At 54.7% G+C, this 13,539-nt stretch carries 8 protein-coding genes, 1 tRNA gene and 2 rRNA genes (1 of these 11 running past the window's edge); 4 read left to right on the forward strand and 7 right to left on the reverse strand.

Annotated elements, in window-relative coordinates:
• Positions 1 to 9: 9 nt before the first annotated feature.
• From K0H79_RS19025 to K0H79_RS19035, 3 genes are all read right to left on the reverse strand, one after another.
• On the reverse strand, positions 10 to 2,829 hold the full coding sequence (locus tag K0H79_RS19025; protein WP_220076885.1) for an immune inhibitor A domain-containing protein: 2,820 nt from the start codon (positions 2,827 to 2,829) through the stop codon (positions 10 to 12).
• 235 nt (positions 2,830 to 3,064) lie between these two features.
• On the reverse strand, positions 3,065 to 5,224 hold the full coding sequence (locus tag K0H79_RS19030; RefSeq protein WP_220076886.1) for an MGH1-like glycoside hydrolase domain-containing protein: 2,160 nt from the start codon (positions 5,222 to 5,224) through the stop codon (positions 3,065 to 3,067).
• A gap of 68 nt (positions 5,225 to 5,292) precedes the next feature.
• Positions 5,293 to 5,889, reverse strand: coding sequence for a YhgN family NAAT transporter (locus K0H79_RS19035; RefSeq protein WP_011761732.1), 597 nt, complete (start codon positions 5,887 to 5,889; stop codon positions 5,293 to 5,295).
• Positions 5,890 to 6,082: 193 nt separating this feature from the next.
• On the opposite strand from K0H79_RS19035, the gene K0H79_RS19040 reads away from it, so the two are divergent.
• The 4 genes from K0H79_RS19040 (at position 6,083) to K0H79_RS19055 (ending at position 9,748) form a co-directional block, all read left to right on the forward strand.
• Complete coding sequence (locus K0H79_RS19040) at positions 6,083 to 7,615, forward strand: metal transporter (protein ID WP_220076887.1); 1,533 nt, start codon at positions 6,083 to 6,085, stop codon at positions 7,613 to 7,615.
• Positions 7,616 to 7,681: 66 nt separating this feature from the next.
• A complete protein-coding gene (locus tag K0H79_RS19045) occupies positions 7,682 to 8,443 on the forward strand; it encodes an NRDE family protein (RefSeq protein WP_220076888.1) in 762 nt (253 codons plus the stop codon).
• 43 nt (positions 8,444 to 8,486) lie between these two features.
• Positions 8,487 to 9,062 carry a lysophospholipid acyltransferase family protein gene (locus tag K0H79_RS19050; protein ID WP_220076889.1) on the forward strand — a complete coding sequence of 192 codons (576 nt, stop codon included), beginning with the start codon at positions 8,487 to 8,489 and terminating at the stop codon, positions 9,060 to 9,062.
• Between the two features lie 62 nt (positions 9,063 to 9,124).
• Positions 9,125 to 9,748 (forward strand): LysE family translocator, encoded by a 624-nt coding sequence (locus tag K0H79_RS19055; RefSeq protein WP_220066179.1) that lies wholly within the window; start codon positions 9,125 to 9,127, stop codon positions 9,746 to 9,748.
• On the opposite strand, the gene K0H79_RS19060 is transcribed toward K0H79_RS19055, so the two are convergent.
• The 4 genes from K0H79_RS19060 to K0H79_RS19075 all read right to left on the reverse strand — a co-directional run.
• Positions 9,738 to 11,000 carry a mechanosensitive ion channel family protein gene (locus tag K0H79_RS19060; RefSeq protein WP_220076890.1) on the reverse strand — a complete coding sequence of 421 codons (1,263 nt, stop codon included), beginning with the start codon at positions 10,998 to 11,000 and terminating at the stop codon, positions 9,738 to 9,740. The two genes, K0H79_RS19055 and K0H79_RS19060, sit on opposite strands and share 11 nt — an antisense overlap.
• A gap of 372 nt (positions 11,001 to 11,372) precedes the next feature.
• A tRNA-Asp gene (locus K0H79_RS19065) sits at positions 11,373 to 11,449 on the reverse strand.
• A 23-nt stretch (positions 11,450 to 11,472) separates the two neighbouring features.
• Positions 11,473 to 11,588: ribosomal RNA gene (gene rrf, locus K0H79_RS19070) — 5S ribosomal RNA — on the reverse strand.
• Positions 11,589 to 11,712: 124 nt separating this feature from the next.
• Positions 11,713 to 13,539 (reverse strand): 23S ribosomal RNA (locus tag K0H79_RS19075); it runs 1,067 nt beyond the window's last position.

The following is a 13,539-nucleotide window of genomic DNA, read 5'->3' on the forward strand; positions in this document are numbered from 1 at the left end:
TTTTTTACTTCAGGCTTGTCTGCGTCTTACCATACCGGCAAGAACCAGTGCCAGCATGGCTAACCAGCCCAGGCTGCCACCACCACCAGAACCACCGTCTGAAGGCGTCACCGCCGGTGCGCTAACGGTTACGCTGGCGCTGCGGGTAGCAGAAACCCCCTTGCCATCGGTCACGGTGAGGGTCACCGTGTAGCTGCCCGCGGCGGTATAGGTGTGGCTTGGTGAGGCAGCGGTGCTGCTTTGACCATCACCGAAGCTCCAGGCGTAGCTGAGGTTTCCATCACCACCACTGCTGTTGTTGGTAAAACTGACGGTCAACTGGCTCACGCTCTGAGTGAAACTCGCAGTGAGGGGTACAGTTACCGACAATTGCTGAGTCACAATCACCCCAACACCTTTGCCATCGGTCACCGTCAGGCTCAGCTCATAGGTTCCTGTATTGCCATAGGTGTAACTTGGGTTGGCCTGGGTAGAGCTGGCACCATTGCCAAAGTCCCAGAAGTAGCTGTAGTTACCGTCGCCACCTGTGACAGTGCTGGTAAAGTTCGCAGTCGCACCGGAGAAGGTTACGCCGATGCTGACCTTGAGATCAGTTGGCTCAGGCACGCTGCCGTCGTGTTTCTTCAGTCGTACAGTCGCGGTGCTGTTATTGGCGGCCAGTTGGATAACTTCCATGGTCAGGCCGAGCTCAGGCAAAATCATCCCCGCCTGGGGCTTGAGCGGCGCACTGTAATCCAGTGAATCATCGAACAAATTCACCGGACCCAGGTTGGTATCACCGGCATAGGCCGTTTGCTGACGGGTACTGAAGGCCGCATCGCGAATTTGCACATCTGTGCCACGGGTACCAATCAGGTTCTGATCCGCATCCACCACCCCAATCAGCCCATAGCCGGGGTGCTCTGTGGTGTTGTTGTCGCTGTAATCGAAATTTTCAAACCATAACACGACACCCGGACTGTACCCGTGGCTTGCCAGCCCCTTGTCGATACCGTTTTGGCTGCGCAGTTGGATCAGGTAGCGGCGGTCATTGCCCGGACGGGTATCCGTGGTGCGAACAAAGCCTGCCAACATCATCTTGTCGCTGGTTTCGGCATCGTCGCTGTACAGGGTCTCGCTGCTGGACACGATAGACAGATTGTCGATGGCAATACCGTATCCCCCTTCAAACTCATCGGTTTTGTACATTATGCTGATCTGCTTGCTCATGCCCTTGTAAGCACTGAGATCGTATGTCAGTTCGACCCAGTGGTTCGGACCTTCGTTTCCGGCAATATTGGCGGAGCTACCGGTAATAACATTGCGTCCTTCCTCGTAATAACTGGTGGCCTTGGTGTGGTTGCCCGGAATGGGCGTACCATCCACCTGCACCTGCATATAGTCGAAGTCGAACTCGATATCCCAGTGGGCGCGCATTTTCAACGTGAGGGAATCCACCACCGGCAGAGTCACGTTGAAGGACATGGCATTGTTCAGCTTATGCCCCTGATTGGAGTAGTACTGATAGTCACCGGCATAGGGCGCTTTGAACGGCAGTGGCTCGCTGGGCACCTTAAGTGACAGCTGGTTAACCCCGTTGGCATTGACCCCTTCCACCAGATTGAAATCGGTACCGGCAGAGTTGAGGCTATCGAGGCTGATTTCCTGTTCCTTAACCCATTTTCCCTTGTATTCGCGCTGCAGGAACGAGCGCGCATAAGGACTGAAGCCCACCGGCTCAGACCCGGCCACCACACCTGTCCAGCTGCCGCCGGACATCAGTGACCAGCTGCCCACAGGTGAACCCTCACCGTCTGGGTCGTAGTCATATTCATCGGGAAGACCAAGATCATGGCCAAACTCGTGGGTGCACACCCCGGCAGCGGCATCTATTGGCTGCACTGTGTAGCCATAAGCTCTCAGGTTTGTGCCAGGAATAGCCTTGCCATATGCAGAGGGATCGCTCTTGAGGAAAAAACGGTGAGACCAAATGGCATCGGCGCCAAGTACGCCACCACCGGCCTCTTCACCGATGCTGGAATGGAACAGCATGATGTGGTCGATAATGCCGTCTGGCTCGTTGAGGTTGCCGTTACCGTTGATATCGTATGGGTCTTCCACGTCATAGCTGGCGAGCTCAGAGGCGCTCATCCCTACAACGGCCTTAGTTACAGCCTCCAGTACCAACTCAGGCACGGCCTTGTCGTTGTCTTCGTTGCTGGGGTCGTTACCGCCATAGTAAGCGGCGTTGTTGTCTGCCCGCACCCAGTCACGCACGGTACCGGTAAAGAAAAATGTGTTGCCGGAGGCCTGCTGGAAATATTGAAACCCGGAAATCAACGTCTGATTGGACGGTCCGGTAAAACCCGAAGCAGAAAACAGCAGCTGGGAATAATGAATCGCCGGATAGCTGGTGTAATACATGTCGGTATCACCGGCTGTCAGACGGTTATCGTTGTAGGGCAGATCCGGAAAATCCACCAACACACCAAGTACCTTAACGGTTTTGGTGACATCGGCATCATCCACCTGCAGGTATTGGCTGCGCAGCTTTTGAGCATAGCGAGCCTTACTGGCAAGGCTTTGCTCCTGAGCTTTGATTTGCTCCATCGCGGGTGTGGACGATTTGGCCCGGGCCACGAAGGCGGCCACGGCAGCGGCTTTGGCTTCGTCACTGGCATCTTCGGCAATTTCGCCACGCTTAATAAGCCAGTAAAGCACGCGCTCTTTATTGATAACGCCACTGTCTGCCGGTGAGCCCATGGCGGGCGCCGCCAGCGCCTGACCACCGGCCAGCGCCAGCAGAATCCCCAAGGCACAGAGCTTGGGCGTATTAAATCGTTTGACCATTGATAACCTTCCTTTCCGGCCGGGCTGTGACGACCTTTTACTTCGACCCCGAAACATCAGGGAATGTTCCAATTTTAGTAGCTGCCCCCCGGCATGTCCGGGTGCAGTACAGACCCAGGGGCACAACCAACAAAGCAACAGCTTGGGAACAGAACATTAACAGCACCCCCAATTTGTCTCAATCCTCGCAGGCCGATATCTGCAAGCCATTCAGGGAAGATTCAGCAATTTAGACTCACTTCTTCGTGAATTCTACTTGAGATGGCGTTGGTTGCCCGGCCGCTTCAACCAACCATTGTTGATGCGCCAGTAAAATAACCGATGCCGACCAGCTGAAATTGGTGGCATGGAGACCCTCACCCGTCAGCGGCTGGTAATTTTCCCGTATCGGTGACTGGTCCAATATTCCCTGACCCCGGGCAAATAGCCGCTTCGCCAGGGCTTTGACCAGATCTTCGGCACCGTATCTTTCCAGCCCTGCCAGCGCAAAATACAGCTGATCCAGCCATACAGGGCCGCGCCAGTATTTGCTGGGCGCAAAAGCCTGGTTGTCGGCACTCACGGTGGGAAAGGGGATCAGGGTACCAAAGGTGTCTACCGACAATTGGCGCTCTATCATCACATTGGCCTGCTGCTGGGTCGCGACACCGGCCCATAGCGGGATCCAGCCTTCAACCCCTTTACCGCTGCCGAGCAGGGGCTTACCCGTCAGGCTATCAAGGTCATAAAAGAACCCGGTGGATCCATCCCACATCTGCTCCCGAATCAGTTCGCCCAATGTATCTGCTTCAGAGCGCCAACGAATGGCCACTTCATCATCTCCAAGGGCATCGGCAAGCTTGGCCAAAAAGTGCTTTTCCGCAAAAAGATAGGCATTGAGATCCACGCTTTCCTGGCTCAGGGAATACCCCAGCAGTTGGCCATCGGCGGCGCGATTTTCGAGTACTTTGAGACTGTCGCGCTCATCAAATCGGGGCGCATTGTCCATACCCGACTCCCATGCTGCAGCCTCAAGGATGGCTTTTGGGTTGGCCTTGCCATGATGAACATGAGCGGAATGGGCATTGGCACCATATTCGGCCAGGCCGTTGCCATTATGATCCCGGTTGCGATACCACCAGTTGTGATACGCCACCAGTTTGGGATACATGCGCCTGATAAAATCCAGATCGGGCGCCCGAGCGTATATCTCCCAGACGGCCCAGGCAGCGAGTGGCGGTTTGCCATTACGCTCGTTCCAATTGCCGCCATCACCACCGCGTTCAGGCCCCAGATTATAGAAAATGGCATCGGGAAGATTACCGGCATCCTGGGGTCTGACAGGGTCATCCGCGCTGAATTGATAGTCGAACATGGCCTCAACATTCGACTTTGCCAGTGCCGTATCGAATCTTGCCAGCGCCACCGCCTGCTTCCAGCTGTCCCAGGCCCACACACCATTGAACCACTTGTAGGTGATGGAAGGCGTAACTGCATCCCGCTGCAATGCACCTGCCGCAGAGCGCCAATTGTGGGCGAGGGTCATGACGGCCTTGGCGGCAGCCCTGTCGAGTGCCGGGTCACCGGAAGGTACCAGCTGGTCGAAGCGATGCTGCCAGCGCGCACGATTATCGCTCACTGCAGGCTCGACATCTGCCCATACCAAGTTGCCGGCAACGGCTTCCTCTGCTGTATGGAAGTAACTGTGGGCGGTACGGTAATCGCGACTCTCACCTGCCAACAGTCGAACTTCGGTTTTTACGCGATAGCCCTTGTCAGCTTCCAGCGAGGCCTCCCGGGCACCCTCAAAATCCAGCCGATACGAGGCCCCATCGATAAGGCGATTCCAGGTATCCCTTGCCGGTAGCAGTGACCAGCTTAGTCTGGGCCCGGATGCCGTTTGCTGTAACTGCGACGATCGGGTAAGCGGCTGTGAATTGTGCGTATCAAAGGGGGCACCGTGCCACTCAAGCGTCAGGGTTTGTGGCTCAGTGCCAATATTGCTCACCTTGGTGGTGACTATGGCAGTACGGCTATTAACGTATTCGAGGGACATTTCAAGTTCAGTCCCCGGCCAGCGCAGCCGCTGAAATAAACCCCATGGCAGACTCTGGGTCTGAAGCTGGGCCTGCTCTCCAGGCAGAGGCGTTCCGTCCCGGCTAATGCTGACCGCTTCAATGGCGGAAGCCAGATGCAGGCTGTACTCCTGGGCAATGATAAGCGGGCCGGGAAAACTGCCCGCATGGCACTCGTCCGGCAAATGGAAACCGTGCCAGGCGCCCCTGTCGGTATACACAGCCGGAATACTCAGATTACCGCGAGCATCCCGGGACTCTGCAGAGTCAGGCACACCTTGATAAGGCAGAAGATCCACCCCGGGTAACCCCAGGGCACAAAGTAACAGGCAGGAATACATAGGTTTTATTTATCTGGATACAATATCCAGATAATCGCATTCCCACCTGCCACTGGCAAGGAGGGGTTTTAGCTGACCGATTTATTGAGGTAGTTGGCCACGCCATCGAGGAACATCTGCACCGAAATCATCACCAGCACCATGCCCATCAAACGCTCAACGGCGGTAAGACCCTTTTCACCAAGAATTCGGGTAAAGCCTTTATAAAACATCAAAATAAAAGCACTCACGCCCCAGGCAGACACCAGAGCTATGGTCCAGTCCAACATACGGCTGCTGTCGGTGTGGGCCAGCAGGATCAATGCCGCCAGAATCGAGGGGCCGGCCATCAGCGGTATTGCCATGGGCACAATAAAGGGCTCTTCGCCCGCTGGCAGGCCAGTCACACCACCGGGGCTTGGGAAAATCATCTTAATGGCAATCAGGAACAGGATAATGCCCCCGGCGATACTCACAGACTCGGAACGCAGATTGAGGAAATTGAGAATGGCCTCACCGGCAAACAGGAACATCAGCATGATGACGAGCGCAAACAGGAGTTCACGGATCAACACCTTACGACGTTTTTTCGGATCGATATGCCGCAAAATAGAGGCAAATATGGGCAGATTGCCCAGAGGATCCATAATCAAAAACAACATTACGGCGGCGGAAAAAATATCCATGACTGAAAGATTCGCTGCTGGCCCAAAAACTTTGCTTAGTGTACTGCGTTTTAGCGAATACCACTTGGAAATTTAACATTTGTGGCAAGGCTCACCGACCATTGTGAAGCAGATGGTAAATTACTGACAGAACACTGCTCATTTACGGCACAACTGGTATACTACAGCGTTTTTCACACCGCACCGGAAACCCATGTTCTATCTGCTTGCCAGCTGCATCGCCCTTCTCCTGGGCCCTCTGTGTTATCGCCTGATTGCCAACGGCAATGGGCTGCAGAAGGGGCTGGACGGCTTTATCTTTGTTTCTCTCGGCGGCCTGGTGCTTATCCACATTTTGCCCGAGCTGCTGGCACACGGTGGCGTGTTGTCACTGCTGTTTGTGGTACTGGGCCTTTGGGGGCCCACAGCCAGTGAAAAATTATTTCATCGCTATTCCGAATTGACCCATAACCTGACCCTGGTGCTGGGCATCGGTGGCCTGATGCTGCACACCATCACAGATGGCGGCGCCATGGTGTTGGCAAGTCAGGGGAATGGCACAGCGTTGCTGGCCCTGGGCGTGGTATTGCACCGGCTACCTGTGGGACTGGCAATCTGGTGGCTGCTCAAGCCGCAAATAGGCGCCCGCTGGACCCTGGCCATACTGCTTTGCATGATGCTGCTGACCGCGCTGGGATACTTTGGCGGCGCCCATATCATCGAGCAACTGAGTCTCGAAAACACCGTTTATCTGCAAGCCTTTGTTACCGGCTCCATATTGCACGTGGTGTTGCATCAACCCCATGGTGAGTCATCAAACGATGACAATCGCCACGAATACCAGGCCGGTATTGGCAGCCTGCTGGGCATGGCACTGCTGTTTGTACTGCTGGCGGTAGCCGATGGCGGCCACGACCACGAGCATCATGGCAGTGACCAACTGCTGCATTGGTTGATGCAGCTTTCACCGGCAATCTTATTGGCGTACGCCGTTGCCGCACTCAGGTTTCGATTCGGCATACAGCCGGGCACGTCAAATACCGCCATGGCCTGGCTGCAACGCCTCGCCGGGCCCGAAGCCCTGGTGGTGACAGCCTGGATGCTTGGCCCTGTATATGCACTGGCCCAGGCCGTGGGGTTATTGCTGCTCGGCGCTGTGTTCAGCACGGCAGAGGTTAAGCCTGTTGATCCCCATGGGAAAACCCCTAATAAGGCGTTGGCGTTTGGATTCAGCCATTTGGTTGACCGCAGTGCCCCCTGGGTGCTGCTGAGCCTGGTGCTCGCCAATCTTATCGGTCATCCATCTGTTCCTCTTGCCAATCCCTGGCTGCAGGCAGCTGTTCTGGTCGTGGTGCTCTTGCCCATGCGTTTTTGTAATTTGGGAGGCGCTGTCCTTGCCATGTCGCTGGCATTCAGTGGCTGGTCAGCACCGGCTGTATTACTCGCCTTGCTTGCAGCGCCTTGGTTAAGCCTGCGACAACTGTCTGTGATGTCGCTTCCCATTAAGGTGGGTGCGCTGGCACTGCTTGGCGCTCTTCTGGTTGTCGGCGCAACATTGGCACCAGAGGCATCGCCGCTCTTCCATCTGCCACACGATGTGGAATGGGTCGCCATGGCACTGCTGGCACTGCTGTTTGCCGCCAGCCTGATGCGCCTTGGCCCGCGTAAATTTTTGCGTCGTTTGTGGCATGGACGCGAGGCCAAAGCCCATCATCATCCACACGGGCATCACCATCACAGACACTGAAAAGACTGTTCAAAGAGGGCAATGCTGGGTAGGCTGACTGAAATCATCGACTAACCATCATTGCCTATGTGCATTCTTTTTATGGCCCTTGGGGTAAACCCCGATTACCCGTTGATCCTCTGCGCCAACCGGGATGAATTTCACCACAGACCCACGGCACCGGCACACTTTTGGGCTTCCGATAATCAGATTCTGGCCGGTCAGGACTTATTGGCTGGCGGTACCTGGCTTGGCACCCACAGGCAAGGAAGGATGGCCGCACTAACCAATATTCGCAGCCCTCAGCACCACAGCGACAACAGTGCCAGTCGGGGCGAACTCATCCCCAGATACCTGCAAGACCCCAACAATTTTGCCCCCTGGCTGATGGCCCATTCGGCCAATTACAATCCGTTCAACCTGGTCTTTGGCCAAGGTCAGCGTTTCTATTGTTTCAACAGTCTGAAGCAGGAACTGACCGAGTTGGCGCCCGGCTGTCACGCCATCAGCAATGGCGCCATGGACGATATCTGGCCCAAGATGTCCAGCGGACAGCGGGCGCTGGAAACCCTGTCCGCCAAACCGGGGAAACCGGATGAAGCTCTGCTGCTGGAGATGATGAGGGACGAATCCAAACCCGACGACAGCAACCTGCCACAGACCGGAGTCAGCCTCGAATGGGAGCGGCGCCTGTCATCCATCTACATCCGCCATGAGGAATACGGCACCCGCTCAACCAGCCTGCTGCTCGTCGATAATGCAGGTAAGCAGAAATTCACCGAGGTGAGGTACGATGGCAAAGGGCGAATTCTGGGCACAGATCGCTTTACCATAGGCAGCGAACGCTGATTAACGCTAAAATCTTTGAAAACCAACAACAAGAACTCACATCATGTTTAATGCTTTTTGCCGCTTGCTGATGAAACTCACCGGCTGGCGCTTCGAGGGTGAGCTACCCGCCCTGCCCAGTTACATCATCACCGTTGCGCCACACACCAGTAACTGGGACTTTATCGTGGGCGTAATGGCCCGCGGTGCCCTGGGCGAGCGCATTCACTTTTTGGGTAAACATCAGCTGTTCATTCCACCCTGGGGCTGGTTTTTCCGCGCCATCGGCGGCAGTCCGGTGGACAGACGCAAAAACAACAACCTGGTGGATGCGGTAAGCGCCCTGTTTGAAGAAGACAAGAACTTTAAACTGGCACTGGCACCTGAGGGTACCCGCAGTAAGGTGAGCCGCTGGAAGACCGGTTTTTACCATATTGCCGTCAAGGCCAAGGTGCCTATCGTCACCGTGGGGCTGGATTTTGCCGAGTGTACGGTCGTGCTGGGGCCGGCCAGAGCTACCACAGGCGATATGCAGGCCGATATGGATGCCATCATCGCATTTTATCGTGGCATCAAGGGCCGCTTTCCCAAACAGATTCCGGATTATATGCCCTCAGAAAAGGACCAGGGCGGTAAATAGCCTTTGCCTGCGGTGGCCGAACTGGCTATAGTTCGGCCAACCGCTTTTTTGTATACAATCCCATGAGTCTGGATACCTTTCTACTCTACCTTGCCGCCATTGTGCTGATTGCCATTTCCCCGGGTCCCATGGCTATGCTGTCCATGTCCCACGGCATGCACTTTGGTAAAAGGCGCGCTCTCGCCACAGCACTGGGCAGTGTATTGGCCGCCCTGTGTCTGATGTTGGCATCTGCGGCGGGGCTGGGCGCACTGCTGGCCGCGACCGAATACGGTTTTGTGCTGCTCAAATGGTGCGGTGCCACTTACCTCTTGTATCTGGGAATAAGACTGCTGCTGACCAAGCCGCAACCAAGCGATTTCAGGCTTGAGTCTCCAAAAGGAAAGGGGCGGGGAAGGGATCTGTTTCGACAGGCGTTTCTGGTGGGAATAAGCAATCCCAAAGACCTGCTGTTTTTCGCTGCGCTGTTTCCGCAGTTTATCGATGTTGGTGCCCCTCAGGGGCCACAGCTGGCGATACTGGCGGGAAGCTGGGCGATAGTGGACTTCAGTTTTGTGATGATTTACGCCAGTCTTGCCAGCTTGCTGGCACCCAAACTGAGTGCCAGCCATCGTCTGCATTGGTTCGACAGAACCAGTGGCGGCGTCTTTGTCAGCCTCGCCGCCCTGCTGGCTATCAAGAATTAACCGGCCGCAAACTGCGAATATCTTCCCCGGTGGGATTTTGGAATGCCGTCAAACCAAACTCCGGCAGAATCGCAAAGATATGGTCAAAAATGTCTGCCTGGATGCCCTCATAAACCACCCAGCGGGTGTCGTTGGTGAAGATATAAAGCTCCAATGGCAGACCTTCTGTGGTGGGCGCCAGCTGGCGTACCATCAAAGTCATATCCTTGTGCACCTTGTCGTGATGACGCAAATATTCAGTTAAATAAGCCCGGAAGGTGCCCACATTGGTCAGGCGTCTGCCGTTTACAGGCACGTCGATATCGGCAATCCCCGCATTGGCTTCTGTGACTTCAATTATCTTACGGGGCAAATAATCTTTCAGATAATTGATGCGTGACAGTCGAACCCTGTCTTCCTCGGTCAGAAAACGTATGCTGTTGATGTCGAGATTCAGTGCCCGCTTGATACGACGCCCCCCTGACTCAGACATACCTCGCCAGTTACGGAAGGCGTCTGAGACCAGAGCATAGGCAGGGATCATGGTCAGGGTATTGTCCCAGTTACGCACCTTCACCGTAGTGAGTGATACTTCTTCCACCGCACCGTCGGCGCCGTACTTGTCCATCTGGATCCAGTCACCCTTGCTCACCATACGGTTGGCGGCAAGCTGTATACCCGCCACAAAGCCCAGGATGGTGTCCTTGAACACCAACATCACCAGACCGGTTGCCACACCCAAACCAGAAAGGAAGATGACCGGAGACTGATCGGCCAGCACCGAAATGCCGATAATCACCCCAACAAAGAACAGGAACAGCTTTATCAGCTGCACCACACTTTTTACCGGTAAACGACGGCTCACATCCCGGATTTCTGCGATTTCGTTCACTGCGTCCAGCGCCGAGTAAATCGCCCTGATGAGCAGTATCACCAGGGCGACATTGATAAGCCGATCGGCCAGATTCGCCGCCAGTTTGTGCTCAGCCAACACGATGGGCAGCAATAAATCCAGCACCATGGCAGGTACCAGCATGGACAGCTTTTCCAGTACCTTGTACTTCATGAACACATCATCCCAGGTCACACTGGAACGCTGGATGACCAGGTTCATGGCCTTCACTACGCCACGACGAATTATCAGATACGCAATTGCAGCAATAATGAGGGATACCCCCAACATGGCAATCATAGAGATCCCCTGCGAGTCCTCTGGCCGCAGTCCCATCGATGTCAGCCAATTCACCAGTTCGTTTCTATATTCCTGATCCACTGTCTTATCCCGGCAAATATTCAATAAAACCCGAGTGTAACATTCAAACCGCGCACGACGGATGACGGAACACAAAATCAGACAAACAGAGGTGTCGAAGGACTGGAAGGGAGCTATACGGGAAAAATCAGAAAGGCGCCATAACGAAAAAGCCTCTGCATTCTTGTGTACAAGAGCATGCAGAGGCTTTCGTCTTTAGTTGGCGGGCGAGTATCGCGAAGCGATGTGCTTACGAGCGAGAGGCATGGATGCCGAACTGGGCTTTTAAGCAGGGACGCTGTTGGACTGGGCCGCCCGCGACAAAGTGCGCAGCACTTTCAGGAGCGTTAAATACAAAAAGCCCCGCTATTTCCAGCGAGGCTCTGTGTAAGTTGGCGGAGCGGACGGGACTCGAACCCGCGACCCCCGGCGTGACAGGCCGGTATTCTAACCAACTGAACTACCGCTCCTTTGGGCTAGGCCCAAATTAGGCGTCTGGCAATGACCTACTCTCACATGGGGAGACCCCACACTACCATCGGCGCTGCTCCGTTTCACTACTGAGTTCGGAATGGGATCAGGTGGGACCAGAGCGCTATTGTCACCAGACAAATTCGTTATGCCCCCGCTTCTCAGCAAGAACATGCAATTTAGAAAGCTGTTTGAGTTATCACTTCAATCAAGTCTGGTCTCTTCAAGACTATCTACACCATCTGAAACCCATCTGGGTTGTATGGTTAAGCCGCACGAGTCATTAGTACAGGTTAGCTCAACGCCTCACAACGCTTACACACCCTGCCTATCAACGTCCTGGTCTCGGACGGCTCTTCAGTGGACTCAAGGTCCAAGGGAAGACTCATCTTGGGGCTCGCTTCCCGCTTAGATGCTTTCAGCGGTTATCGATTCCGAACGTAGCTACCGGGCAATGCCATTGGCATGACAACCCGAACACCAGCGGTTCGTTCACTCCGGTCCTCTCGTACTAGGAGCAACCCCCCTCAATCTTCCAACGCCCACGGCAGATAGGGACCGAACTGTCTCACGACGTTCTGAACCCAGCTCGCGTACCACTTTAAATGGCGAACAGCCATACCCTTGGGACCGACTTCAGCCCCAGGATGTGATGAGCCGACATCGAGGTGCCAAACACCGCCGTCGATATGAACTCTTGGGCGGTATCAGCCTGTTATCCCCGGAGTACCTTTTATCCGTTGAGCGATGGCCCTTCCATGCAGAACCACCGGATCACTATGACCTACTTTCGTACCTGCTCGACGTGTCTGTCTCGCAGTTAAGCTGGCTTGTGCCATTACACTAACCACACGATGTCCGACCGTGTTTAGCCAACCTTCGTGCTCCTCCGTTACTCTTTGGGAGGAGACCGCCCCAGTCAAACTACCCACCAGGCACTGTCCCTAGTCCAGATTCATGGACCGAGGTTAGAACACCAACACTACAAGGGTGGTATTTCAAGGTTGACTCCACGAGAACTGGCGTTCCCGCTTCAAAGTCTCCCACCTATCCTACACATGTAGGGTCAATGTTCAGTGCCAAGCTATAGTAAAGGTTCACGGGGTCTTTCCGTCTAGCCGCGGGTATACGGCATCTTCACCGCAATTTCAACTTCACTGAGTCTCGGCTGGAGACAGCGTGGCCATCATTACGCCATTCGTGCAGGTCGGAACTTACCCGACAAGGAATTTCGCTACCTTAGGACCGTTATAGTTACGGCCGCCGTTTACCGGGGCTTCGATCATGAGCTTCTCTTGCGATAACCCAATCAATTAACCTTCCGGCACCGGGCAGGCGTCACACCGTATACTTCCTCTTGCGAGTTTGCACAGTGCTGTGTTTTTGATAAACAGTTGCAGCCACCTGGTATCTGCGACTGCCGTCAGCTCGGGGAGCAAGTCCCGTCACCAACAGCAGCGTACCTTCTCCCGAAGTTACGGTACCATTTTGCCTAGTTCCTTCAGCCGAGTTCTCTCAAGCGCCTTGGTATTCTCTACCCGACCACCTGTGTCGGTTTGGGGTACGATTCCTGCTAACCTGAAGCTTAGAAGATTTTCCTGGAAGCATGGCATCAACCACTTCGTCACCGTAGTGACTCGTCATCAGCTCTCGGTATATATGTGCCCGGATTTGCCTAAGCACACTACCTACCACCTTAAACACGGACAACCAACGCCGTGCTGGCCTAGCCTTCTCCGTCTCTCCATCGCAGTTAGCAGAAGTACGGGAATATTAACCCGTTTCCCATCGACTACGCCTTTCGGCCTCGCCTTAGGGGTCGACTCACCCTGCCCCGATTAACGTTGGACAGGAACCCTTGGTCTTTCGGCGAGGGGGTTTTTCACCCCCTTTATCGTTACTCATGTCAGCATTCGCACTTCTGATACCTCCAGTGTGGGTTACCCCTTCACCTTCAACGGCTTACAGAACGCTCCTCTACCGCGTACACGTTATCGTGTACACCCGTAGCTTCGGTGAATTGCTTAGCCCCGTTACATCTTCCGCGCAGGCCGACTCGACTAGTGAGCTATTACGCTTTCTTTAAATG

It is taken from the genome of Shewanella sp. FJAT-52076, from assembly GCF_019457455.1.
Taxonomy (GTDB): Bacteria; Pseudomonadota; Gammaproteobacteria; order Enterobacterales; family Shewanellaceae; genus Shewanella; species Shewanella zhangzhouensis.

Bases quoted from the DNA above. Each gene is read 5' to 3' on its own strand.
- K0H79_RS19025 (WP_220076885.1), bottom strand. From the start codon at position 2,829: ATGGTCAAACGATTTAATACGCCCAAGCTCTGTGCCTTGGGGATTCTG.
- K0H79_RS19030 (WP_220076886.1), bottom strand. From the start codon at position 5,224: ATGTATTCCTGCCTGTTACTTTGTGCCCTGGGGTTACCCGGGGTGGAT.
- K0H79_RS19045 (WP_220076888.1), top strand. From the start codon at position 7,682: ATGTGCATTCTTTTTATGGCCCTTGGGGTAAACCCCGATTACCCGTTG.
- K0H79_RS19040 (WP_220076887.1), top strand. From the start codon at position 6,083: ATGTTCTATCTGCTTGCCAGCTGCATCGCCCTTCTCCTGGGCCCTCTG.
- K0H79_RS19050 (WP_220076889.1), top strand. From the start codon at position 8,487: ATGTTTAATGCTTTTTGCCGCTTGCTGATGAAACTCACCGGCTGGCGC.
- K0H79_RS19055 (WP_220066179.1), top strand. From the start codon at position 9,125: ATGAGTCTGGATACCTTTCTACTCTACCTTGCCGCCATTGTGCTGATT.
- K0H79_RS19035 (WP_011761732.1), bottom strand. From the start codon at position 5,889: ATGGATATTTTTTCCGCCGCCGTAATGTTGTTTTTGATTATGGATCCT.